The 23,403-nt window shown below is 71.0% G+C and carries 17 protein-coding genes; 7 read left to right on the forward strand and 10 right to left on the reverse strand.

Annotated features, from left to right (window positions below; all coding sequences use genetic code 11):
* Positions 1-7: 7 nt before the first annotated feature.
* Entirely contained in the window at positions 8-469 is a 462-nt protein-coding gene (locus tag STSP_RS32225; RefSeq protein WP_067284561.1) for an Rv3235 family protein, read from the reverse strand.
* 326 nt (positions 470-795) lie between these two features.
* Between STSP_RS32225 and STSP_RS32230 the strand changes: the two genes are divergently transcribed.
* Both STSP_RS32230 and STSP_RS32235 read left to right on the forward strand, forming a co-directional pair.
* A complete protein-coding gene (locus STSP_RS32230; RefSeq protein ID WP_067284562.1) occupies positions 796-1,302 on the forward strand; it encodes a DUF6912 family protein in 507 nt (168 codons plus the stop codon).
* Between the two features lie 114 nt (positions 1,303-1,416).
* Positions 1,417-2,097, forward strand: coding sequence for an HAD family hydrolase (locus tag STSP_RS32235; RefSeq protein ID WP_067284563.1), 681 nt, complete (start codon positions 1,417-1,419; stop codon positions 2,095-2,097).
* Positions 2,098-2,100: 3 nt separating this feature from the next.
* On the opposite strand, the gene STSP_RS32240 is transcribed toward STSP_RS32235, so the two are convergent.
* Positions 2,101-2,667 (reverse strand): DJ-1/PfpI family protein, encoded by a 567-nt coding sequence (locus STSP_RS32240; RefSeq protein ID WP_067284564.1) that lies wholly within the window; start codon positions 2,665-2,667, stop codon positions 2,101-2,103.
* A 615-nt stretch (positions 2,668-3,282) separates the two neighbouring features.
* Between STSP_RS32240 and STSP_RS32245 the strand changes: the two genes are divergently transcribed.
* Together STSP_RS32245 and STSP_RS32250 are read left to right on the forward strand one after the other, a co-directional pair.
* Positions 3,283-8,310, forward strand: coding sequence for an NAD-glutamate dehydrogenase (locus STSP_RS32245; RefSeq protein ID WP_067284565.1), 5,028 nt, complete (start codon positions 3,283-3,285; stop codon positions 8,308-8,310).
* A gap of 155 nt (positions 8,311-8,465) precedes the next feature.
* Positions 8,466-10,001 (forward strand): hypothetical protein, encoded by a 1,536-nt coding sequence (locus STSP_RS32250; protein ID WP_067284604.1) that lies wholly within the window; start codon positions 8,466-8,468, stop codon positions 9,999-10,001.
* Between the two features lie 39 nt (positions 10,002-10,040).
* Here STSP_RS32250 and STSP_RS32255 read toward each other — a convergent pair whose 3' ends face one another.
* The 4 genes from STSP_RS32255 to STSP_RS32270 all read right to left on the reverse strand — a co-directional run bounded on the left by STSP_RS32255 (position 10,041) and on the right by STSP_RS32270 (position 16,038).
* Complete coding sequence (locus STSP_RS32255; protein ID WP_067284566.1) at positions 10,041-11,765, reverse strand: glycosyltransferase family 2 protein; 1,725 nt, start codon at positions 11,763-11,765, stop codon at positions 10,041-10,043.
* A complete protein-coding gene (locus STSP_RS32260) occupies positions 11,762-14,035 on the reverse strand; it encodes a CDP-glycerol glycerophosphotransferase family protein (RefSeq protein WP_067284567.1) in 2,274 nt (757 codons plus the stop codon). Before STSP_RS32260 ends, STSP_RS32255 begins: the two co-directional genes overlap by 4 nt.
* Before the next feature lie 157 nt (positions 14,036-14,192).
* A complete protein-coding gene (locus STSP_RS32265) occupies positions 14,193-14,945 on the reverse strand; it encodes an ABC transporter ATP-binding protein (protein ID WP_067284605.1) in 753 nt (250 codons plus the stop codon).
* A gap of 145 nt (positions 14,946-15,090) precedes the next feature.
* Complete coding sequence (locus tag STSP_RS32270; protein WP_067284606.1) at positions 15,091-16,038, reverse strand: ABC transporter permease; 948 nt, start codon at positions 16,036-16,038, stop codon at positions 15,091-15,093.
* A gap of 194 nt (positions 16,039-16,232) precedes the next feature.
* Here STSP_RS32270 and STSP_RS32275 point away from each other — a divergent pair, with 194 nt between their 5' ends.
* The gene (locus STSP_RS32275; RefSeq protein ID WP_067284568.1) at positions 16,233-16,856 is read left to right on the forward strand and encodes a TetR/AcrR family transcriptional regulator; all 624 of its coding nucleotides are present in this window, start codon (positions 16,233-16,235) and stop codon (positions 16,854-16,856) included.
* Between the two features lie 178 nt (positions 16,857-17,034).
* Here the strand turns inward: STSP_RS32275 and STSP_RS32280 are convergent, their stop codons facing one another.
* A complete protein-coding gene (locus STSP_RS32280) occupies positions 17,035-17,610 on the reverse strand; it encodes a TetR/AcrR family transcriptional regulator (RefSeq protein WP_067284569.1) in 576 nt (191 codons plus the stop codon).
* An 85-nt stretch (positions 17,611-17,695) separates the two neighbouring features.
* On the opposite strand from STSP_RS32280, the gene STSP_RS32285 reads away from it, so the two are divergent.
* Positions 17,696-18,328, forward strand: coding sequence for an NAD(P)-dependent oxidoreductase (locus tag STSP_RS32285; protein WP_067284570.1), 633 nt, complete (start codon positions 17,696-17,698; stop codon positions 18,326-18,328).
* A gap of 2 nt (positions 18,329-18,330) precedes the next feature.
* Positions 18,331-19,200 carry an SGNH/GDSL hydrolase family protein gene (locus tag STSP_RS32290; protein WP_067284571.1) on the forward strand — a complete coding sequence of 290 codons (870 nt, stop codon included), beginning with the start codon at positions 18,331-18,333 and terminating at the stop codon, positions 19,198-19,200.
* On the opposite strand, the gene galE is transcribed toward STSP_RS32290, so the two are convergent.
* The 3 genes from galE to STSP_RS32305 form a co-directional block, all read right to left on the reverse strand.
* Positions 19,145-20,125 carry a UDP-glucose 4-epimerase GalE gene (gene galE / locus STSP_RS32295; RefSeq protein ID WP_067284572.1) on the reverse strand — a complete coding sequence of 327 codons (981 nt, stop codon included), beginning with the start codon at positions 20,123-20,125 and terminating at the stop codon, positions 19,145-19,147. The genes STSP_RS32290 and galE overlap by 56 nt on opposite strands.
* A 111-nt stretch (positions 20,126-20,236) precedes the next feature.
* Entirely contained in the window at positions 20,237-21,877 is a 1,641-nt protein-coding gene (locus STSP_RS32300) for a glycosyltransferase family 2 protein (protein ID WP_067284573.1), read from the reverse strand.
* Between the two features lie 28 nt (positions 21,878-21,905).
* The gene (locus STSP_RS32305; protein ID WP_232789878.1) at positions 21,906-23,075 is read right to left on the reverse strand and encodes a glycosyltransferase 87 family protein; all 1,170 of its coding nucleotides are present in this window, start codon (positions 23,073-23,075) and stop codon (positions 21,906-21,908) included.
* Positions 23,076-23,403 lie beyond the last annotated feature (328 nt).

Genomic DNA, 23,403 nt, shown 5'->3' on the forward strand with positions numbered 1-23,403 from the left:
GATGCTGTTACTCGTCTGTGGGGCGGGGCATTCCCCGGAGGCCCAGGTCGATTGCTGTGCAGCGCCAGCGTTGGTCGGGGCCGCGTTCCAGGCGGAAGGCCATGGCGCTGAGCTGTTCGCCGGCGGCGATGCGGGCGAAGGCCTCGATGGCTCCGGGGCGCGGGATCTCGTAGCCGATGTCGCGTACGACGGGCCTGTAGCTGCCGGTGCGCAGCGGAGAGTGCTCGGCCAGCCAGACCAGTTCGTCGTAGGCCCTGCCGGCGGTGTGCCGAAGCATCGAGTGCACCGGGCGCTGCCCGCTGAGCACGGCCAGCAGGTGGTCGGCGAAGAGGTCGTGGGGCCGACGCGGCGGTCCCGGCGGGGTCGCCCTCGGCGGGGCGCCGGCCGGACGACGTGTGTCGCGACGGCCGGGCGGGCGCGTGGCGGAGCCGGGCCCGTTCTGCTTCGACCTCGTCATCACCTTGTTCACAGTGGGTCGCCCCCGTTCCCTTGCGGCCCGGCGGATACCGGGCAGTAGCTTCCTGTCGGAGATCTTGTACGAGGCGGTGGGAGCGGCCCGCAAGGAGCAGCAGGGGGCGGCGGAGGCGGCGTGGAAGTTCACCTATCAGGGTGATGGAGGGGGCGTTAAGGCCGGTCAGGGCCTGGTCTGGGCGGGGTATGCGGGGTGTGCGGGAAGCCGCCCTGTCGACGCCGGGCCGGTCTCTCACCGGGCCACGAAGGGGGACTCCCGGCACGTATCCTGAAGGTCTTCCGGCGGCGCCGGCGGCATGAATTCCGACTACGAAAGCGGCCAGTATGCGCGTCTACGTCCCCCTGACCCTTCACGGTCTCGCCGAGGCGCACAAGACGGGCGAGCTGGGCCCCGGACCGCTGACCGCCTATGCGGTGACGCCCGCGCTGCGTGAGTGGTACCTCTCGGACGACATCGAGGAGCTCGAGTACGCGGCGCTGAACCGCGCGGCACTCGCCTCGCTCCGGCTGATCGCCACCGACCCGGGGGCCCCTCGGCGACGTGTCGTCGTCGCTGTGGACGTACCGGACGGGGCCGCGGTGGCCGACCCCGACCGCGGGCTCGACCCCGCCGCACTCGGCGAGGTCCGGATCGCGGTCGCGGTGCCGCTGGCCAAGGCGGCGGCGGTGCACGTGGACGCGGACGACGCCGAGGCGGACGTGTCTGCGGCGGCGGTCGCCCTGGGCGCGGCGGACCAGGGCGACGACGACGCCCAGTTCGTCGTGGACGGCGCGGAGGACCACGAGCTGCTGTGGTACGCGACGCAGGAGATCCCGAACCTCATCGGCTGAGCTCGGCTGTCGCCCGCCGCGCTGAGGCGGGCGGTGGCCGCTTCCAGCCCGCACCAGCCCGAACGTGCCTGGCCCCCGCGGGATTGTCAGTGGGGGCGGGTACGTTCTCAGGTTATGGGGAAGCACGCAGCGCACATCGTGTGGGACTGGAACGGCACGCTGTTCCACGACAACGACGCGGTCATCGGCGCGACGAACGCCGCCTTCGCGGAGATAGGCCTGGAGCCGATCACGCTGGAGGAGTACCGCGAGCTGTACTGCGTGCCGATCCCCCGGTTCTACGAGCGCCTGATGGGCCGGCTGCCGACGGACGCGGAGTGGGAGGTCATGGACGAGGCCTTCCACCGGCACTACACGGAGTGGCGCGCGGCGTGCAGGCTCGCCGACGGTGCTGAGGTGCTCCTCGCCGACTGGCAGTCGGCGGGCCACAGCCAGTCGATCCTCAGCATGTACGGGCACGACGACCTGGTGCCGCTGGTGAGGGGGTTCGGCATCGGGCCGCGCTTCATACGGATCGACGGGCGGACCGGGCCCTCCGGGGGCAGCAAGGCGGAGCACATGGTGCGGCACCTGGCAGCGCTCGCCCGGGTGGAACCGGAGCGCACGGTGGTCATCGGTGACGCTGCCGACGATGCGACGGCCGCTCTGCGGGTGGGGGCGCAGGCCGTCCTCTACACGGGGGGCTCGCACAGCCGGGCCAGCCTGGAGGAGATGGGGGTCCCTGTCGTGGACAGTCTGGCGGAGGCGGTGGCGGAGGCCGAGCGGCTGGGCGCCGGGGGGTCCCCGGCGGCCTGAGCCTCAGCTGACCGGTGCCTTTGCTCGCAGTACCGTCAGGAACTCCCGCATCCAGCCCGGGTGGTCCGGCCAGGCCCGGGAGGAGATCAGGGTGCCGTCGACGACGGCCTCGGTGTCCTTGAAGGTGGCGCCTGCCGCCTGCATGTCGGGCTCCAGGGCCGGGTACGCCGTGACGCGGCGTCCGCGCAGGCCGTCCACGGCCGCCGTCAGCAGCGGGCCGTGGCAGATCTGCGCCACCGGCTTGTCGGAGTCGAAGAACGACTTGAGGATCTTGCGGAGCTCGGGGTCGTTGCGGAGGTACTCCGGGGCCCGGCCGCCCGGGACGACCACGGCCACGTACTGACCTGGGTCGACGTCGGCGAAGGCCAGGTCGGCGGGCCAGGTGTAGCCCGGCTTCTCCGTGTACGTGTCGAAGCCCGGCTCGAAGTCGTGGACCACGAACTGCAGCTTCTTGCGGGTCGGGGCCGCGATGTGGACCTCGTATCCCTCCTCGAGCAGGCGCTGGTAGGGGTAGAGGACCTCCAGTGACTCCGCTGCGTCCCCGGTCACGATAAGGATCTTGGGTGCCATTGCGCTGCGCTCCCCTCGCTCGACCTTCCCGGCTGAGCCGGACGTTTCGCTCGGACGTTTCGCCCAACGTGCCTGCGGTGCCCGTCCTTGCCAAGGGGCCCTGCGTCGGCCGTGCGTCGTTTCGGGTATCTCCATCGTGCGCTGTGCCGACCCCGTCCGCACCACCGTCGCGCCGCCGCCACCCCCACGCCAGCCACATTCCGCGCGGCGTGTCCCTGTGCAGAACGTCAAACTTCCCCCGCTGGATTTGTACACATACGGCTCATGACGGGGCACCCGTACAGAGCGATAGCCTTGGTGCCGTGATCAGCGCGATATCCCGCGGGGGCGTCGTCGCCCCTGCCCTGCGCCCGGAGCACACGGAGGACATCCGTGCCCGGGCGGTCGCTGGTCCGCACGGAGGGGGTGGGCCGGCGAGGCCGGCGACGCCATCGGGACCCCTGGAACACCCGGGAGCACCGAGGCCATCGGAATGCTCAAGATTGGCTCATAACGCCCCTCTCATCTCTCATCGCGGCATAACGTCGACTCCGACCGGAGACCCCGCGTCGTGGCGTTGCGTCGCATCACTTCTTCTACGTCTCGCAACGGCGCGCGACAGGAGCCAAGAGGACAATGCAGACCAAGCTGGACGAAGCCAAGGCCGAGCTGCTCGCACGGGCGGCACGGGTAGCTGAGAACAGTCCGGTCGGGGGGTATCTACCGACTGGGGAAACGGACAAGGGCACACCCGACCAGGAGACGGTGCTCGCGTTCCTCCAGCGCTACTACCTGCACACCGCACCAGAGGACCTTGCCGGCCGCGACCCGGTCGATGTCTTCGGAGCCGCTTTCTCCCACTACCGACTGGCCGAGAACCGCCCCCAGGGCACCGCGAACGTCAGGGTCCACACGCCGACCGTCGAGGAGAACGGCTGGACCTGCAGCCACTCCGTGGTCGAGGTCGTCACCGACGACATGCCCTTCCTCGTCGACTCGGTCACCAACGAGCTGTCGCGCCAGGGCCGCGGCATCCACGTCGTCATCCATCCCCAGGTGGTCGTCCGCCGCGACATCACCGGCAAGCTCCTCGAACTCCTGCCCCCCGGCACGCCCGGGCACCCCGGCCTCGCCGTACTGGCCGCGGCCTCCGAGGCCGCCCGCGATGCCGACCTCGACGTCGCACCGAAGACCCCGGCAGCCACGCAGCCGCTGCCGCACGACGCTGTCACCGAGTCCTGGATCCACGTCGAGTTCGACCGCGAGACCGACCGCGCCGATCTGAAGCAGATCACCTCCGACCTGCTGCGGGTGCTCTCCGACGTCCGGGAGGCCGTCGAGGACTGGGAGAAGATGCGCGACGCCGCGCTGCGCATCGCCGACGATCTGCCCACCGAACCCACCGCCGACGACCTGCGCGACCAGGAGGTCGACGAGGCCCGTGAGCTGCTGCGCTGGCTCGCGGACGACCACTTCACGTTCCTCGGCTTCCGGGAGTACGAGCTCCGGGACGACGACTCGCTCACCGCCGTTCCCGGCACCGGTCTCGGCATACTGCGATCGGACCCGCACCACGCAGTCGAGGAGCACCACCCGGTGAGCCCGTCCTTCAGCCGTCTGCCGGCCGACGTCCGGGCCAAGGCGCGCGAGCACAAGCTGCTGGTGCTGACGAAGGCGAACAGCCGGGCGACCGTGCACCGGCCGTCGTATCTCGACTATGTCGGCGTGAAGAAGTTCGACGCGGACGGCAATGTCGTCGGCGAGCGCCGCTTCCTCGGGCTGTTCTCCTCGGCCGCGTACACCGAGTCGGTGCGGCGCGTGCCGGTCATCCGGCGCAAGGTCGACGAGGTGCTGCAGGGTGCGGGCTTCTCGCCCAACAGCCACGACGGCCGCGACCTGCTCCAGATCCTGGAGACCTACCCGCGCGACGAGCTCTTCCAGACCCCGGTCGACGAGCTGCGCTCCATCGCGACGAGCGTCCTCTACCTGCAGGAACGCCGCCGGCTGCGGCTGTACCTGCGCAAGGACGAGTACGGCCGCTACTACTCGGCCCTCGTCTACCTGCCGCGCGACCGCTACACCACGGGCGTCCGGCTGCGGATCATCGACATCCTCAAGGAGGAGCTGAACGGCACCAGCGTCGACTTCACCGCCTGGAACACCGAGTCGATCCTCTCCCGCCTGCACTTCGTCGTCCGCGTGGCGCCCGGCACCGAGCTGCCGAAGCTGAGCGACGCGGACAAGGAGCGTATCGAGGCCCGGCTCGTCGAGGCCGCCCGGTCCTGGGCCGACGGTTTCGCGGAGGCGCTGAACGCCGAGGTCGGCGAGGAGCGCGCCGCCGCGCTGCTGCGCCGGTACGGCAGTGCCTTCGCCGAGGGCTACAAGGCCGACCACTCCCCGCGCGCCGCCGTCGCGGACATCCTCCACCTCGAAGAGCTCACGCAGCAGGACCGGGACTTCGGTCTTTCCCTGTACGAGCCGGTGGGAGCCGCCCCCGGCGAGCGGCGCTTCAAGATTTTCCGCCTGGGTGACCCGATCTCCCTCTCCGCCGTGCTTCCCGTGCTGAACCGTCTCGGCGTCGAGGTCACCGACGAGCGCCCGTACGAGCTGCGCTGCTCGGACCGTTCGACCGCGTGGATCTACGACTTCGGGCTGCGCATGCCCAAGGCGGCGGGCGCCCACAACGGCGACTACCTCGGCGAGGACGGCCGTGAGCAGTTCCAGCAGGCCTTCGCGGCCGTCTGGACCGGGCAGGCCGAGAACGACGGCTTCAACTCCCTCGTCCTGCGCGCCGGAATCACCTGGCGGCAGGCGATGGTGCTGCGCGCCTACGCCAAGTACCTGCGCCAGGCCGGGTCGAAGTTCAGCCAGGACTACATGGAGGACACCCTCTGCAACAACGTCCACACCACCCGGCTGCTCGTGTCCCTGTTCGAGGCCCGGATGTCCCCGGACCGGCAGCGCATGGGCACCGAGCTGACGGACGCGCTCCTCGAGGAGCTGGACGGCGCGCTCGACCAGGTCGCCTCGCTCGACGAGGACCGGATCCTGCGCTCCTTCCTCACCGTCATCAAGGCGACGCTGCGCACCAACTTCTTCCAGGAGGCCGGGGGCGGCAAGCCGCACGGGTACGTCTCCATGAAGTTCGACCCGCAGGCCATCCCCGATCTTCCGGCGCCGCGTCCGGCGTACGAGATCTGGGTGTACTCGCCGCGCGTCGAGGGTGTGCACCTGCGGTTCGGCAAGGTCGCGCGAGGGGGCCTGCGCTGGTCCGACCGGCGTGAGGACTTCCGTACGGAGATCCTCGGCCTGGTGAAGGCGCAGATGGTGAAGAACACCGTCATCGTGCCGGTCGGCGCGAAGGGCGGATTCGTCGCCAAGCAGCTGCCGGACCCGTCCGTGGACCGCGACGCGTGGCTGGCCGAGGGCATCGCCTGCTACAAGACCTTCATCTCGGCGCTGCTCGACATCACCGACAACCTGGTGGCCGGCGAGGTCGTGCCCCCGGCCGAGGTGGTCAGGCACGACGGCGACGACACGTACCTCGTCGTGGCCGCCGACAAGGGCACCGCCACCTTCTCCGACATCGCCAACGAGGTCGCCCAGACCTACAACTTCTGGCTCGGCGACGCCTTCGCCTCCGGCGGCTCTGCGGGCTACGACCACAAGGGCATGGGCATCACGGCCCGCGGCGCCTGGGAGTCCGTCAAGCGGCACTTCCGGGAGCTGGGCGTGAACACGCAGGCGGACGACTTCACGGTCGTCGGCATCGGCGACATGTCCGGTGACGTGTTCGGCAACGGCATGCTGCTCAGCGAGCACATCCGCCTGGTCGCCGCCTTCGACCACCGGCACATCTTCATCGACCCGACCCCGGACGCGGCCGTCTCGTACGCCGAGCGGCGGCGCCTGTTCGAGCTGCCGCGCAGCTCCTGGGCCGACTACAACACGGAGCTGCTGTCGCCCGGCGGCGGCGTCTTCCCGCGCTCGGCGAAGTCCGTGCAGCTCAACTCGCACATCCGCCAGGCGCTGGGCATCGAGGGCCGGGTCGCCCGGATGACGCCTGCCGAGCTGATGCAGCGGATCCTCAAGGCGCCCGTCGACCTGCTGTGGAACGGCGGCATCGGCACGTACGTGAAGTCGTCCGCCGAGACGCACGCCGACGTCGGCGACAAGGCGAACGACGCGATCCGCGTCGACGGCGCCGACCTGCGGGTGAAGGTTGTCGGCGAGGGCGGCAACCTCGGCCTGACCCAGCTGGGCCGTATCGAGTTCGCGCGCCACGGCGGCAAGATCAACACGGACGCGATCGACAACAGCGCGGGCGTGGACACCTCCGACCACGAGGTGAACATCAAGATCCTGCTGAACGCGGTCGTCACGGACGGCGACATGACCGTCAAGCAGCGCAACGCTCTGCTCGCCGAGATGACCGACGAGGTCGGCAACCTCGTGCTGCGCAACAACTACGCGCAGAACGTGGCCCTGGCCAACGCCGTCGCGCAGTCCCCGGACCTGCTCCACGTCCACCAGCGGATCATGCGCCGGCTGGGCCGCGAAGGCCGCCTGGACAGGGCCCTCGAGTTTCTGCCGAGCGACCGGCAGATCCGCGAACTGCTCAACACCGGACGCGGGCTCACCCAGCCCGAGCTGGCCGTCCTCCTCGCCTACAACAAGATCACCACAGCCGAGGAGCTCATCGGCACGCCGCTGCCGGACGACCAGTACCTGAAGCGGCTGCTGTTCGCGTACTTCCCGCAGGCGCTGCGCGAGAAGTTCCCCGACCAGATCGAGGCGCACGCCCTGCACCGGGAGATCGTCACGACCCTGCTGGTCAACGACACGGTCAACACGGGCGGTACGACCATCCTGCACCGCCTGCGGGAGGAGACGGGCGCCTCCACCGAGGAGATCGTGCGGGCGCACCTGTCCGCGCGTGAGATCTTCGGCCTGGCCGAGGTGTGGGACGCGGTCGAGGGCCTCGACAACAGCGTCGCCGCCGACGTGCTGACCCGTATCCGGCTGCACTCGCGCCGCCTCGTCGAGCGGGGCACGCGCTGGCTGCTCAACAACCGGCCGCAGCCGCTGCAGCTCGCCGAGACCATCGACTTCTTCAGCGAGGGCGTGGCGCAGGTCTGGTCCGAGCTGCCGAAGCTGCTGCGCGGCGCGGACGCCGAGTGGTACCAGCGCATCTTCGACGAGCTGACCGGCGCCGACGTGCCGGAGGAGCTCGCCCAGCGCGTCGCCGGGTTCTCGTCCGTCTTCCCGGCGCTTGACATCGTCGCGGTCGCCGACCGCATGGGCAAGGACCCGATGGCCGTCGCCGAGGTCTACTACGACCTCGCCGACCGCCTCGGCATCACCGAGCTCATGGACCGCATCATCGAGCTGCCGCGCGCCGACCGGTGGCAGTCCATGGCGCGCGTGTCGATCCGCGAGGACCTGTACGCGGCGCACGCGGCACTCACCGCGGACGTCCTCGCCGTGGGCAACGGGACCTCCACGCCGGAGCAGCGGTTCAAGGCGTGGGAGGAGAGGAACGCGGCGCTGCTGGCGCGGGCGCGGTCGACGCTCGAGGAGATCCGAAGCTCGGAGAGCTTCGATCTGGCGGTGTTGTCGGTGGCTATGCGGACTATGCGGACGATGTTGCGTACGCATAACTGACGCGATGGGGGGTGCTGTGGGCCTTCGGCCTTGGCGCCCCCATCTGCGTTGTCGGGTGCCGGTCGTGGGTGGTTGTGCCCACCCGTTCCGCCCTGCGGAACGCCTGCCCACAACCGGACGGCGCTATCGTCGGTTTTGTGATCATCCGCAGAACCATGCAGAGTGCTGTTCTGCTCGTTCTTGTTCTGATGCTCGCCGTCGTCGTGCGGCTTCCCTGGATCGGGGATCTCGGGATCCACGCAGCCACGACAGAGCGGCTGCGCCACAGTCTGTTCGATCCCGGCAATCCGCTCGTGGCCGAGGACACCCCGAGCCCGTACTACTCGCCGTGGACCGTGCTGCTCGGCTCCTTCGCCAAGGTCACCGGCCTTTCCGTGTTCGTCGTGCTGCGGATCGGCGCGCTGATCAGTCTCGTGCTGCTGGTGACGGGGGTGCGGCAGTTCGTCCGGACATTCAGTGCCCGCCGTGCCGCCGTGCCGCTCGCCCTCCTCTGCCTGCTGTTTCTGTGGGGCACGCAGCTGTTCGAGTGGAGCGGCTTCCTCGGGCTGGGCTCGCTGGCCCTGACGGTCTCCTATCCCAGTACGTTCGCGCTGGCGCTGTCCTTCCACTTCTGGGCGCTGCTGCGGAAGGCGCTGCCGGGACCGGCGGGCTCGGCACCGGCGGGCTCGGAACCGGCCGGCCCCCGGACCTTCGCCGGGCTGGGGCTGCTGTGGGCGGTCATTCTGCTCAGCCACCAGTTCTCGGGTGTGGTCGCGTCGTTCGGGGCGCTGGCCGTGGTGCTGGGTGCGCGGCCCTGGCCCGTCCGGAGCGCCTGGGTCCGGCTCGGTACGGGGCTCGTGCTGGGCGTCGCGGTCCTCGCGGTCTGGCCGTACTACGACTTCTTCGCACTCTTCGGCACCCAGGATCTGGACGACATCCACCGGCCCCTCTACCGCGACGTGCTGCCCCGCTTCTGGCTGGTGCTCGTCGGGGTCGCCGCGCTGGTGCTCAGATGGCGCCGTGATCGCCGCGATCCGCTGGTGATCTTCTTTCTGCTGGGTGCGCTGGTGTTCACCGCCGGCTGGCTGACCGGCCACTACTCATGGGGGCGCGTCCTGCCCGCCGCCCTGATCCCGGCGCAGCTGGCCGCCGCGCTGGAGGTCGCGGAGTGGGGCGGCAGGCGTGCGGGGGCTCCTGCCATGAGACCTGTCATGCGCCCTGGCGCGCCATCTGCCATGCGACCGGCGACGCGCTTCGCGGCCGTCCTCGCCGCCGCGCTCCTCGTCGGTGCCTGGGCCCAGGCCGGGACCCTCGGCTACGTGATCCGCCCCGGTCTGCTGCCCGCGGCCGTGGCGGACAAGTACCGCAAGCCCTGGGACGGCTACCACTGGATCACCCCGTGGGTGCCGTACGGGGACGTGGTGATGGCCAAGACCTTCCCGGCCCGGCAGATCCCCGCGTACGGGCCCTACACCGTGGCGCCGGGCTACCCGGACGTCTTCCTCCCGGACCAGCAGCAGCGCCTGGCCGCGGTCGAACGCTACTTCGCCGCAGGCACACCGCGCGACGAGCGCCTCAGCATCCTGCACCGCTACGGCGTCCGCTGGATCGTGCAGCGCCCGCGCGACGGCGGTCTGCCCGCCGCCGACCCGGGCCTGCGGCGGGTGGCGTCCGGGCCGAACGGCCAGATCCTGTACGAAGTCGTCGGCTGAGCCCGGCGACCGCTTGCCGGGCCGCTCAGGCCACCACGCTCAAGCCACCACGCTCGCGACGGCCCGCGCAGCGCGCCCCACCCGCGTCCTCGCGGCCCGCCGTGCCACCGGCCGCGTGACGTGGGCGGTGACACCGAGGGGCGTCCAGCGGATCTGCAGCCGCCCGGCACCGCGGCCCTCCGGCTCCACCGTCACCCGGTGCGGGGCTGCTCCATGCCGGTAGTCGAGGCGGGTCGTCATCGCCGGGAACGACAGCGGGGCGAGCAGCAGTCCGGTGTTGCGCTGGCGCTGCTGCTCGAGTTGCAGCACCGGGTGGCGGACGCCGTCGAAGCCGTGCAGGGGCAGGGTGGCGGCGGCCAGGTCCAGGCGTACGCCGCCCTCGAAGACGCCGGGCCGCACCGGGTCCAGGCGGAAGGGCGTGGTCAGCCGGCGGCGCCCGGGGGTGATGGCGAGGGTCGCGATGTGCGGCCCGACGGGAAGCCGCAGGCCAGGGTCGTAGGTGCGGATCCGCAGGTCGATGCAGGCGCCCGGCCCGCCCTCCACCGGCGTGACGTCCGTGATCTCGTGGCGGAAGCGCGCACTCTGGAAGGACCGCGCCTCGAGCCCCTGGTCGGTGAGGTCGAGTTCGCGCCGCGCCGACTCGGTGTCCGGCACCCGCTCGCCCCAGTAGAGCCGTCCCGCGTCATCGGCGGTGACGGTGCGCGGCGCCATCGCGTGGCCGAGGGCCCGGGCGGCGATCCGGGCGTCGGCGAGGCGCCCGTCGCGGACGAGCTGGAGGACGACCCGTTCGTCGCGCGGCAGTCGCTCGTACGCGCCCGGTGCGAGCGTCGCGAGATACGGGTCGACGATCTCCGCGAAGCCGGCCAGCCACTCCTCGTCGCGGTACGGCAGGTCGCCCGCGTACATGCGGAAGTCGTGCTTGAGGAACTTGTGGTCCTTGTCCTCGCGGACGGACGCGTGCCCGCTCTCGACGAGGAAGTCGTCTATCAGGGTCTGGACGTGGACCCGGTCCCTGACATTGCCGAGCATGTGCCGCTGGTTGGAGATCGAGGCGGCTTCGGCGTCGGCGTACGGATCTATGTACCAGCGGTAGACCGGCTCCGGGAGGATCGTGAAGGACCTGGCCAGGCAGTACGCCTGCGCGGAGAACAGCTGGTCCTCGTAGTGGATGCCCTCGGGGAAGCGCAGCCCGTGCCGGTCCAGGAACGCGCGCGCGTACATCTTGCTGGTCGACAAGTGCTCGAAGAACAGCCGGGGTTCCGCCTCGATGCCGGGCACCGTCCGCCGCTCGGCGACCAGGCGGGGCATCCACGTCGACTTGGCACCGGTGTCGACACGGATCCGCTGGACCGCGCCCAACGCGAAGTCGATGTCCCGTTCGCGGTGCGCGGCGAGCAGCAACTCGACGGCGTTGTCGGTGAGTTCGTCGTCGCTGTCGAGGAACATCACATACGGGGCGCCGGCGACGTCGAGCGCGCGGTTGCGCGGCGCGCTGCAGCCGCCGCTGTTCTCCGGAAGCCGCAGGCTGATGATGCGGTCGTCCTCGGCGGCGAGCGCCCGCGCCACCTCGGGTGTGGCGTCCGTCGAGTGGTCGTCGCTGATGACGATCTCGATGTTCGCGTGCGTCTGGCGGCGCACCGAGGCGACGGCGCGCGGCAGCCGCTCGGCGTCGTTGTAGACGATGACGACCACCGTCACGTCGGGCGTCGGCGGCGGGGTCGACGGCGCCGACGTGGCCGGCGGGCTGGAAAGGCTAGGGCTCATCGGCGTGCGGCCTCCTCGGGCGTGGGCGCGGGCGTGCGCTCGTCGACGGGCACGACGGGCGCCAGGGACTCCTCGCTCTCGCCGAGGAACACCCGGCGTACGACCCGCTCGGCGGCGTGCCCGTCGTCGAACTCGCAGAAGCGGCGGCGGAACGCGGCCCGCGCCTTCGCGGCGGCCTCGTCGCGCCATGCCCCCGAGGTGAAGATCTCCGCCAGCTCGTCCTGGGTGCGGGCGATCCGGCCCGGCGCCTCCTCCATCAGGTCGAAGTAGACCCCGCGGGTCTGCGCGTAGATCTCCCAGTCGTCGGCGTACACGACGATCGGGCGGTCCAGGTTGGCGTAGTCGAACATGATCGACGAGTAGTCCGTGACCAGCGCGTCCGCGGCCAGTGCCAGCTCCTCCACCGGGTCGTACGACGACACGTCGATGATCCGGCCGCTCCTGCGCAGGGCGGGCGGCGGGGCTGCCGGGCCGCTGTAGAAGTAGTGGCCGCGCACCAGGATCGCGGTGTCCTCGCCCAGCCGTTCGGCGAGTGAGGCGAGGTCGAGGCGCGGGGTCCAGCTCGCCTCGTAGTCGCGGTGCGTGGGCGCGTACAGGATCGCCGTCCTGCCCGGCGCGATGCCCAGCTTCTCGCGGATGGCGAGGACGTCGGCGGCCTGGGCCCGGTAGTACACGTCGTTGCGCGGATAGCCGTAGTCGAGCGATGTGTAGTGCGCGGGATAGGCGCGCTCCCACACCTCCGTGGAGTGGCTGTTGGCGGAGACGCTGTAGTCCCATTTGTCGACACGGGCCAGCAGGCCCCGGAAGTTGAAGCCCTTGGAGACCACCGGGAACTCCCGCTGGTCCAGGCCCATCCGCTTGAGCGGGGTGCCGTGGTGCGTCATCACGTGGACGGCCTCGGGGCGCTTCACCACGGCGCCCGGGAAGTTGACGTTGTTGACGAAGTACCGGGCGCGGGCCATGACCTCCCAGTAGCGCCGGGTGCCGGGCACGACATGGTCGGTGCCGGGCGGCAGCAGCGGCGCCCGCGCGGCGGAGACCACCCACACCGGATGGATGTGCGGGGCGAGCCGGCCGAGTTCAGCGGCGATCGCCGCGGGATTGCAGGCCACGCCCCGGTCCCAGTACGCGGAGAAGACGGCGAGATGCGGGTCGACCGGGCGGCGGAGGTCCTGGTGGTAGCCGACGGCGCGGACCTTGGCGCCGATCTTGGCCCTGACCTTCCGCTTCCGGGCCGCGAACGCCGACCTGGCCTTGCGCTGCCTGTGGTTGGCGGCCTGCAGCAGACGGTACTCGGTGTAGGCGTCCTGTTCGAGGAGCGAGCGCTGGAGGCCGCCCAGTCCCGCGCCACGGCCGCGGCCCTCGGGCCGCCAGGCGACCGCGGCCCGTGACGCGCGGTGGAAGAACTCCCTCAGGACCGGCTCCGGCTGTCCGCCGCGCGCGATGATCCGCAGCAGCTCGGAGACCATCAGGTCGTACACGGTGGCGCGCAGCGCGGCGGGCGCCGCGCGGTCGGCCGCGAGCCGCTGCACGGCTTCGTACCGGCCGATCTGCGCGTACAACTCCTCGGGTCCGGGCGGCGGCAGACCTCCCGCCCGCACCTGGCGGTGGTCCAGGCACACGCGGTCGAGGCAGGCGACGTTCGTGGCGTGGAGCAGCGTGGCGTATGCGGCGAAGAGCTCGTCGTCGGCAGGGGAGTCGGCCTCCTGGGAGCCGTCCGGGTCCGGCTCGCGGAAGTCGGCCGCGTGCGCGCGCCAGAACTCCGCGCGCAGCGCCCGGTTGCCCAGCAGCGGTGCGACCCGCATCAGGCCGGGGAAGTCCGCGAGCGCGAAGGGCACAGGGCCCGTCTTGGCCAGCACCCGGCTGTCCCGCCCGGCCGTCCCCGGGCTGTTCCAGGTCGAGCGGACGTGATCGAAGAGCAGGACGTCCACCGATTCGGGGAGGCCGTCGGCGTGCTCGGCGACGGCCCGTTGAGCCCCCGGAGGAAGGGCGTCCGTGCTACGCACGAACTGCAGCCAGCGGCCCGTGGCCTGCGCGGCGCCCGCCGCCCGCGCCGCGGCGTCCGTCGTGTCCTGGGGGAGGGCGACGGGGACGATGCGGGGGTCGCGGGCGGCATGGACCTCGGCGACCCGCTGGGCGGGCGCGCCCACCGCCGCGACGATCACCTCGACGTCGGCGCCGGCGTCGTCCCGGCAGATCCCGTCCAGGCACTCTTCGAGATGACCCTGGACATTGCGTCCGTACACGATGACGCTCAGGCGTGGCTGCACACGGACTCCTTGCCTCGAGCGGTGCCCCCCAGCTCCCCATAGCGTAATAAGTCATCGCTTGATGCGACAAAATGGATACATACGGTTGGGGCGGGGAGGCTCTCTCAGGCTCGGAGGGCGGCCTCGGGCTCGGAGGTCTCAGGCTCGGAGGGCGGTCTCAGGCGGCCTTCTTGCCGCCGGTGCCGCTTGTGAAGGCCTCGTACTCCTTCAGCACCTCGTCCGTCGGCCCGTCCATGCGGAGCTCGCCGCGCTCCAGCCACAGCACGCGGTCGCAGGTGTCGCGGATGGACTTGTTGTTGTGGCTCACGAGGAAGACCGTGCCGGCGTGCTTGCGCAGTTCGCGGATGCGGGCCTCGGAGCGCTTCTGGAACGACCGGTCGCCCGTGGCCAGCGCCTCGTCGATCAGCAGGACGTCGTGGTCCTTGGCGGCGGCGATGGAGAAGCGGAGCCGGGCCGCCATGCCGGAGGAGTACGTACGCATCGGAAGGGTGATGAAGTCGCCCTTCTCGTTGATGCCCGAGAAGTCGACGATCTCCTGGTAGCGCTCGCGGACCTGCTCGCGCGACATGCCCATGGCCAGTCCGCCGAGGTAGACGTTGCGCTCGCCGGTCAGGTCGTTCATCAGGGCCGCGTTGACGCCGAGGAGCGAGGGCTGGCCGTGGGTGAAGATCCGTCCGTTCTCCACGGGCAGCAGTCCGGCGACGGCCTTGAGCAGGGTGGACTTGCCCGAGCCGTTGGTGCCGATCAGGCCGATGGCCTCGCCCTTGTACGCGGTGAAGGAGACGCCCTTGACCGCGTGCACCTTGCGGACGCCCGCGGCCTTCTCCGCCCGGCCGGGCCGCAGGATCCGGCTCAGCGCGGCGGTTGCGGTGCCGCGGCCGGTGCTGGCGCCGTTGACGCGGTAGACGATGTCGACGCGGTCGACGACGACGGTGGGGACGGGCTCGCCGGTGCCGCCGGGCCCGGCGGCGCTATCGGCCCCGGCGGAGCGCGCGGCGTCGTGCGCGGCCTCGCCTGCGATGTCGCGCACGCCCTCGCGTGCGGTGTCGGTTGTCTCAGCCACGGCCGTACTGCTCCTCTGCCTGCCAGAAGTAGATGAACCCGCCGACGCCGGCGAGCAGCGCCCAGCCCAGGGCCCACGCCCACACGTGGTGCGGGAGCTGGCCCGCATGGAAACTGTCGATGAGCGCGAACCGCATCAGGTCGATGTAGATGGCCGCCGGATTCGCCTCGAGCAGGACGCGCACCGCCTCCGGCAGCTGCGTGTGGCTGAGCACCTTGTCGATGCTCCACATCACGCCGGACACGTACATCCAGGTCCGCAGCACGAACGGCATCAGCTGGGCGATGTCCGGGGTCTTGCTGCCCATCCGGGCCATGATCAGCGCAAGGCCGGTGTTGAAGGTGAACTGCAGCAGCAGGGCGGGGATCACCAGCAGCCAGGACACGGTCGGCGGCACACCGAACACCAGCAGGATCACGACCAGCGCGCACATCGAGAACAGCAACTGCTGGAGCTGCTGCAGGCAGTACGAGATCGGCAGCGCCGCGCGCGGGAAGTGCAGGGCGCGTACGAGACCGAGGCTGCCGGAGATCGCACGGGTCCCGGCCATCACCGAGCTCTGCGTGAAGGTGAACACGAAGACGCCGGTGACCAGGAACGGGACGTAGTCCGGGACGCCGTGCTTGGTGTTCATCAGCACGCCGAAGATGAAGTAGTAGACCGCCGCGTTCAGCAGGGGCGTCATGACCTGCCAGAGCTGTCCGAGCTTCGCCTGGCTGTACTGGGCGGTGAGCTTGGCGGTGGCGAACGCGGTGATGAAGTGCCGCCGGTCCCACAGTTGGCGCACGTAGGCGGGCAGGGAGGGGCGCGCGCCGCTGACCGTCAGTCCGTACCGGGCGGCGAGGGCGGCGGCATCTTCGGCCGGCTCCGCCGTGGCGGGCGCGGTCCGGGGCGCAGGCTGGGGCGCCGGCTGGGGGGTGGCATCGAGAACCTGACTCACGTCCGCTGCTTTCACTCGGGTGTCAGGGAGGGTGAGGCGCATACGACCGGTCGAGACGGCCACGCCGAGACGTGCCACGTCGGGACGGGCGTGCGTCGGGACGGGACGCATACGTCGCAACGGGACCGTTTCGTCGTCACGCTGAGAGTAGGCCGCGTGGACGTCGGAACGCAACCGTTTCGTCGTAACGTCCTATGCTGGAGCGCATGACGACGAACGACGCCCAGTCGCGCCGTAGAGCGCCCGCCGGGGCGGCCGTGCTCCGCGAGGACGTGACGGAGGCCATCCGTGCCGCCGTCTTCGAGGAGCTGGCAGCCGTGGGCTTCGCCCGTATGTCCATCGAGGGCATCGCGCGCCGCGCCGGGGTCGGCAAGACCGCCGTCTACCGGCGCTGGCGCTCCAAACTGCACCTCGTACTCGACCTGGTCTCGGCGGTGGCGGTGCAGGGCCTGCCGATGCCGGACACGGGGTCGATCGAGGGCGACCTGCGCCTGCTGTACGAGGTGACGTCGCGCGCCCTGCGCCACCCCGTGGCCTCGCAGATCATCCCGGACCTCCAGGCCGAGGCGGCCCGCAACCCCGAGATCGAGCAGGCCCTGCAGAAGGCGCTCCGCGAGGGTCAGCACGGAGTCGCGAGCGGCATCCTGCGCTCGGCCGTCTCCCGCGGTGAACTGCGCGAAGGCGTCGACGAGGACCTCGCCCTCGACCTGATCTCCGGCCCGCTGTACTGGCGGTCGGTGGTGGTCAGGGGTGATCTGTCCAAGGGCTATTTGGCCGGGTTGACGGCGGCCACGGCGGCGGCGCTGCGGGCGCTGTAGTCGCGGCCTGCGCGCGCTGTAGTGGCGGCCTGCGCGCGCTGTAGTCGCGGCCGCGAGGGAGGGCGTGAACTCTCTCCGCAGTGGACGCTGTTCGCCGGGTCGCGCAGCGCCCACTCCGCAGGCGTGCGGGCAGGGAATCTGAGGATGCGCGCTGCCGCCGGCCGCAGGGCCGTGCCGGTCACCGCAGCGGTCGGACGACCGCCCGGGCGAGGGACTCCGCGAATGCACGGGAGGCAGCGGCGGCGCCCGGCCCGTGGGTGTAGTAGCGCAGAAACGCCTCCTGGAAGCACCCGCCGATCAGCAGAGCGGCGGCCGCGTCAGGATCCGCGTCCGTGCTGACGCGCCCGATGGCCTGCTCGGCCCGCAGGTAGGCGGCGAACGCCCCGACCGGCTTGTCGGGGCCGCCGCCGTGGCGGCTCATCGCCACCCGGTGGGCTTCCATGCGCTGCGGGTCCGCGAGGAGCGCCCCCAGCATGGGAATCGACCGCTGGTAGAAGTCCAGGACCGCGTGCGCGAGCTCGGCGAGGTTGTCCTCGACGTCGCCTTCACCGGGGCGTACGGAGAGCCGGGACAATCCGGGCAGCCGCTCCTCGAGGACGGCGAGCAGCAGCCGCTCCTTGTCGGCGAAGTACTTGTAGAGCGTCGGCTCCGACACCCCCGACGCCTGCGCGATCTCCTTCGTCGTGGCCTGCACGACACCTCGCGTCCGCAGGATCTCCGCGGCCGCGTCGAGGATCCGCTCCCGCGTGCTCATGCCGTCTCTCCCTTCGATCGCTTGACGGTTAGTGAACACTAGCCCACGATGGGGCTAGTGTTCACTAACCCCCTGGAGGGGCAGCATGCGTATCACCGTCTTCGGCGCGACGGGCGGCACCGGGCACCACCTCGTGCGCCAGGCACTCGCCGTCGGTCACCACGTCACCGCGGTCGTTCGGGACCCGGCCCGGCTGCGCCATGAGGAGCACCCGCTGCTCGAACCGTTGATCGCCGATGTGATGGACCCCGACGCCATCGGGGCAGCCGTGGCCGGCCGCGACGCCGTGGTGTCGGCACTGGGCCCCCGCGCCAGGGGTGATGCGACGGTGTGCGCCGACGGCGCCCGCTCGATCATCACCGCGATGCGCGCCGCCGGACCCCGCCGCCTGGTGGTCGTCACCGCCAGCGGGCACGTCGTCGACGCCGGCGACGGGCCCCTCACGCGCACCGTGGTCAAACCCCTGCTGCGGCGCTACCTCCGGGAGCCGTTCGCCGACTTCACCCGCACCGACCAGATCGTCCGCGACAGCGGCCTCGACTGGACGATCATGCGTCCGCCGCGCCTCACCAACGGCAGTTCCCGCCCCTACCGCACCGCCATCGACCGCAACGTGCGCGGCGGCAACACCATCGCCCGCTGCGACCTCGCCCACGCCATCCTCGCCGCGCTCGACGATCCGGCCACCGCCGGCCACACCATCGCACTGGGGTACTGACCATGAGGAAACCGACCACGAAGAAGCGGATCATCATCGCGCTGTGCCTGTTACTCGTCGGCGTGCTCGGCCTCGCGGGCACCGTCGGCTATCTCACCTTCCTCCGGTCACCCGCCAACCCGCCCGCCGATGCCTGCGCCGACGGCCGCAAGCCGGGCGCCGCTCCCGTCGTCGTTGCGGCCGGCGCCAGCATGACGCAGGGAACGCTCGGCGCGGACTGGGTCGGCGCACTGCGCGGCCGGCCTGAACTCCAGGGATACGAGTTCGTCAACGCCGGCAAGAACGGCGACACCAGCGCCGATCTCCGCCGGCGAGTCGACCGCGACATCGTGGCGTGCCGCCCGGCCGCGGTCACGCTCCTGATCGGCACCAACGACGTTCGCGACGGCGTACCGCTGGATCAGTACCGGGACAACCTCGGCGCAATCGTCGACCGCATCACGACGGAGACCTCCGCCCGGATCGCACTGATGTCCCTGCCGCCGCTCGGCGAGGACCTGAACGCCGAGATCAACCACAAGCTCAGCGGATACAACGCCGCGATCAAGGAGACCGCCACCCGCACACGAGCCGACTACGTGCCCGTACACGAGCGGATGGTCGACTTCCTCCGACGGCGCGGCGGCGACGCCGCACCCTACGACTTCAGCTTCGCACTCGCGTACACCGCGGCGACCAAGCACTACCTCCTCGGACGCAGTTGGGACGAGGTAGCCCGCAGCAACAAGCTCGAGCTGCTCGTCGACCACATCCACCTGAGCGACCGAGGCGGGGCAATCGTGACCGACCTCGCCACTCAGTGGCTGGTGGAAGGCCTTAATCGCGCTCCGCAGAGGGATGCAGCCGTACCCATCCCGCCCACGCCGAGGTGATCATGTCCCGTACGTCGTGCTTCGCCTTCCAGCCCAGTTCGGCTGCGATTCGGTCGGCGGAGGCGACGACACGCGCAGGGTCGCCGGGGCGGCGGGGCGTCACGGTCGGCGGGGTGTCGTATCCCGTCACCTCGTTGATCCGGTCGATCATCTCGCGGACGGAAACGCCCTCACCCCGGCCGATGTTGAGCGTCAGATCCGTGCCGGGGGTGGCGGCGAGGCGGCGGGCCGTGGCCACATGGGCCTCGGCCAGGTCCACCACGTGGATGTAGTCCCGTACGCACGTGCCGTCCGGCGTCGCGTAGTCCGCGCCGAAGATGCGCGGTGGTGCGCCTTCCGTCAGTTTCTCGAAGACCATCGGGACGAGGTTGAAGACGCCCACGTCGGCCAGTTCGGGTGTCGCGGCGCCTGCCACGTTGAAGTACCGCAGCGACGCCGTCGCGATTCCGTGGGCGCGGCCCACCGCGCGCACCAGCCACTCGCCCGCCAGCTTGGTCTCGCCGTACGGGCTCATCGGCAGGCACGGCGTCTCCTCGGTCACCAGATCCACGTCCGGCATTCCGTACACCGCGGCGGACGAGGAGAACACGAACGACGGGACGGACGCCGCCACCACGGCCTCCAGCAGGACCCGTAGGCCCTCCACGTTCTCGCGGTAGTAACGCAGCGGCTCGCCGACCGACTCGCCTACCTGCTTCTTCGCCGCCAGGTGCACGACGCCGGTGACACCGTGCTCGGCCAGCGCCCGGTCCAGCAGGTCGCGGTCCAGGGTCGAGCCGGTCACGAGGGGTACGCCTTCGGGGACGCGCTCGGCGATTCCGGTGGACAGATCGTCGTAGACCACGGCCCGCTCACCGGCCTCTGTCATCGCGCGGACGACGTGCGCCCCGATGTAACCGGCCCCGCCGGTGATCAGCCAGGTCATGGTCGATGGTCACCTGTCCCGTCGTGTCGTTCGCCGAGGTGTCGTTGGTGCGTAGCTGTGTCGTTCGTACGGAGCCGTGTCATTCGTACGCGGCCGTGTCGTTCGTACGTATCAGTGAACCAGCCTCGCGGCTCTCCGCCGTGCAACCTGTGCCATCCCCCGCAGCCCCGGCGCCAGCCGCAGCGCCAGGGACCCGGAATGGGTGGCGTACGGCTGGACCAGCAGGATGCCGTGGCGGCGGCTGGGGAGGACCGAGCGGCGCAGGAGGCCGGGGCCCGCGGTCGCGTGGGCAGTCGTCTCGCGCTGCGTGCCGTCGTGGAAACGGAGCCGCAGACGCAGGTCCCACACGCCGGCCCCCAACGCCGGCAGATCCACCAGCGCTTCGGCGGACCAGGAGTCCTCGTCGTCCGGATCGCGGACGAACGAGGCCGTCCGGCGCAGACCGGCCCTGCCGCACTGCCGGTCCACGAACTCGACGTCGACCGATTCCGGGCCCGCGTCCGCCACCCGTCCGTACAGCTCGTGCAGGCGGAGCCGCAAACGAGTGGCACGCGCGCGTGGCCGCAGTTCCGCGTCGACCGCCACCGGGAGCACGCGCATCGGCCGGACCAGCAGATGGTCGAGGCTCACCTGCGGGAGGTCCGGTGACCACACCGGAGTGCCGTCCGCGGCACGCGCATAAGGGGGCAGCAGCCGTGCCGGGCGGGACGCCAGCTCCCTGAGGCGGGGGAGGTCGCGCGGCGCGTCGGAGGCGAGGACGACGTGGGCGATGACGCGGCCGGGGGCGGCGGCCGGATCGAAGTCGGCCGCGTCGAAGGTCTCCAGGTACGCGCGCGTGAGGGCCCACCAGGCGCGCCGGTATGCGGGTCCGCGTAGCTCGAGTTCGCGCGCGTACATCCGCAGCGGGTGCTCGAGGGAGTGGGCGCGTGCTGCCCGCGCCAGCCTCTTCTCGCCCGCGGCCAGCAGGATCTCGACCGCCTGGCGGTGGGCCGCCGTCCGGGCGCGCCAGTTGTCGGCACCCGAGCGGTCGAGGGAGATCGACAGCTGTGCGGCCGCCCGGCGGACATGCCATACGTACACCGCGTCCGGGATCAGCGCGATGCGCGGTGCGGCCGCGAGCACGTGTGCGCTGAAGACGACGTCCTCGTACGGGAAGCGGCCGTCGGGGAAGCGGATCGCGTGCTCGCGCAGGAAGGCGGCGCGGTACAGCTTGCCGACGCAGAGCGCGTCGCGGACCAGGGCCGGGCGCCGCTCCGGGCGGGCGACGACCGCGGGCCTGTCGTGGAGCTCGGGCAGCCAGAGCGTCTCGCGGCAGGGGCTTCGTCCGTCGTGGTCGGGCGGCAGTTCGCGGCGCACGCACAGGCCGGACGCGATATCGGCGCCGTGCGCGACGGCGGCGTTCAGCAGGGCGGTCACCGCGCCGGGCGGCAGTACGTCGTCGCTGTCGAGGAACATCACGTACGGGGACGTACAGGCGTCGATGCCGTCGTTGCGGGGCGTACCGCAGCCACCGCTGTTGGCGGTGCGGCGGATCACCCGCAGATGCGGGTCATCGGCCGCGAGCCGCCGCAGGATGCCACCGCTGCCGTCGGTCGAGCAGTCGTCGACGGCGATCACCTCATGGACGGCGGGCCCCTGGTCGAGTGCCGAGCGCACCGCGTCCGTCACGTGGGCCGCGTCGTTGTAGCCGATCACGACGACGCATACCTGTGAGGGGGGAGCCTGTGACGGGGGAGGAGGTGCCAGGTCCATAGGTCGAAATCTTAGATCTTCATAGCATTTATCCGATATGGGGCGGAGTGGGGGACGGGGGTCGACTGGATCGCCACAGCCGTCGGAAGGACAGCACCGCCGCGGCGGTCAGCAGCCCGTTGCGTACGAGCATCACCAGGCAACCCGTCCAGGTGCAGGCCGTGACCTGCGCGTACAGCACGGGATAGGCGAGTGCGCTCACGGCCGCCGCGGCGGCGAGCAGCGCCGCCACCGGGCGCTGCGTGGTGTGTCGCGAGGTGAGGCAGACCGCGGCCAGTCCGAGCAGCCACACCATGTACTGCGGGCTGATCACCCGGCTCGTGACCGTGAAGAGCAGGACGGCGCAGAGCGCGGCGTCGTACGGCGTGGCGTCCGTCCATCGGCGGGCCCGCAGTCGCCACAGCAGGAGCAGGCCGAAGGCCGCCGCGGTGAGCAGCAGCGACACGGCGGCCACCGCGGACACATACGGGCCGGTGAACTCCATCGCCCCGAACTGGTACCGCACCTCGCCAGGCCACCCGGCCCGCCGTGCGAGCGCGAGCGCCGTGCCGCCGAGCGACTCGATCTGCACCCCGCGCGCGCCCTGTTGCCGCAGGAAGGAGAAGGGGTGCTCGAAGGCGAGGGCCAGGACCAGCAGCAGTGCGCCCGCCGAGACGGCCGCCGCCGTCCAGGCCTCCCGTGTGGTACGCCCGCGCGGCGTGCCCAGCAGCGTCAGTGCGGGCCACACCTTCACGAGTGCTCCCGCGGCGGCGAACGCACCGCACGCGCGCGTGGAGCGCGAAAGGGCCAGGAGCGCGAACACGCCCAGGGCGGTGGTCTGCACGTCGTACCGGGCGAGCGGGATATGCAGAAGCAGCGGGAGGCCGGCGATCCAGAGGGCGGCCCCGTGCAGGCGGCGTCCCGGCCGCCTTGCGGCGCGCACCAGCGCGATCGCCACCAGCGCGTCGGCGGCCAGCGTGAGCGCGACGAAGGCGTCGAAGTACTCGACATGGGTGAGTGGCGGCAGCGGGGGTGACAGCAGTGCGGGTGACAGCAGCACCGGCCCGGCGCCTGGCGGGTACTGCCACCTCGGGTCGTCCGCCGGAAAGCCGCCCTGCGTCAGGGTGACGTACCAGCGGAAGTACAGCCCGTGGACCTCGCGGGACACGCTTCCCCGCCCCAACAGGGTCATCTCGTCATGCCGGAGAAGCCACAGCATCAGCGCGCGTGTCGCGAGCCAGGTGATGGCCAGGCCGACGACCCGCACGACAGGGAGCGAGCGCTTGGCGCGTGCCGGGCTCGGCTCGGACGGGGTGCCGACGGTCCGGTCTTCGGCCGTGCTGTGGGTGTGGGTGCGGGTGCGTGTTCGGGGGAGGGGAATCGGGCGCGTCATCGCGGGAAGAGTAAGGCGTTCACCTGCCTACCGCCTGATATGCCGTCAATACCAAGAAAAGGTGAGCTAATAGCACAAAATCTGGACCATGTCTGCACAAGCGACCACGTCTCGCAAGGAGCTCCCCGACACGCGGCCGTTCCCGGCCCCGCTT

Origin of the sequence: Streptomyces jeddahensis, from assembly GCF_001642995.1 — a bacterium.
In the GTDB taxonomy this organism is placed as follows: domain Bacteria; phylum Actinomycetota; class Actinomycetes; order Streptomycetales; family Streptomycetaceae; genus Streptomyces; species Streptomyces jeddahensis.

Bases quoted from the DNA above. Each gene is read 5' to 3' on its own strand.
- STSP_RS32230 (WP_067284562.1), top strand. From the start codon at position 796: ATGCGCGTCTACGTCCCCCTGACCCTTCACGGTCTCGCCGAGGCGCAC.
- STSP_RS32235 (WP_067284563.1), top strand. From the start codon at position 1,417: ATGGGGAAGCACGCAGCGCACATCGTGTGGGACTGGAACGGCACGCTG.
- STSP_RS32240 (WP_067284564.1), bottom strand. From the start codon at position 2,667: ATGGCACCCAAGATCCTTATCGTGACCGGGGACGCAGCGGAGTCACTG.
- STSP_RS32245 (WP_067284565.1), top strand. From the start codon at position 3,283: ATGCAGACCAAGCTGGACGAAGCCAAGGCCGAGCTGCTCGCACGGGCG.
- STSP_RS32250 (WP_067284604.1), top strand. From the start codon at position 8,466: ATGCAGAGTGCTGTTCTGCTCGTTCTTGTTCTGATGCTCGCCGTCGTC.
- STSP_RS32255 (WP_067284566.1), bottom strand. From the start codon at position 11,765: ATGAGCCCTAGCCTTTCCAGCCCGCCGGCCACGTCGGCGCCGTCGACC.
- STSP_RS32275 (WP_067284568.1), top strand. From the start codon at position 16,233: ATGCTGGAGCGCATGACGACGAACGACGCCCAGTCGCGCCGTAGAGCG.
- STSP_RS32280 (WP_067284569.1), bottom strand. From the start codon at position 17,610: ATGAGCACGCGGGAGCGGATCCTCGACGCGGCCGCGGAGATCCTGCGG.
- STSP_RS32285 (WP_067284570.1), top strand. From the start codon at position 17,696: ATGCGTATCACCGTCTTCGGCGCGACGGGCGGCACCGGGCACCACCTC.
- STSP_RS32290 (WP_067284571.1), top strand. From the start codon at position 18,331: ATGAGGAAACCGACCACGAAGAAGCGGATCATCATCGCGCTGTGCCTG.
- galE (WP_067284572.1), bottom strand. From the start codon at position 20,125: ATGACCTGGCTGATCACCGGCGGGGCCGGTTACATCGGGGCGCACGTC.
- STSP_RS32300 (WP_067284573.1), bottom strand. From the start codon at position 21,877: ATGGACCTGGCACCTCCTCCCCCGTCACAGGCTCCCCCCTCACAGGTA.
- STSP_RS32305 (WP_232789878.1), bottom strand. From the start codon at position 23,075: ATGCTGTGGCTTCTCCGGCATGACGAGATGACCCTGTTGGGGCGGGGA.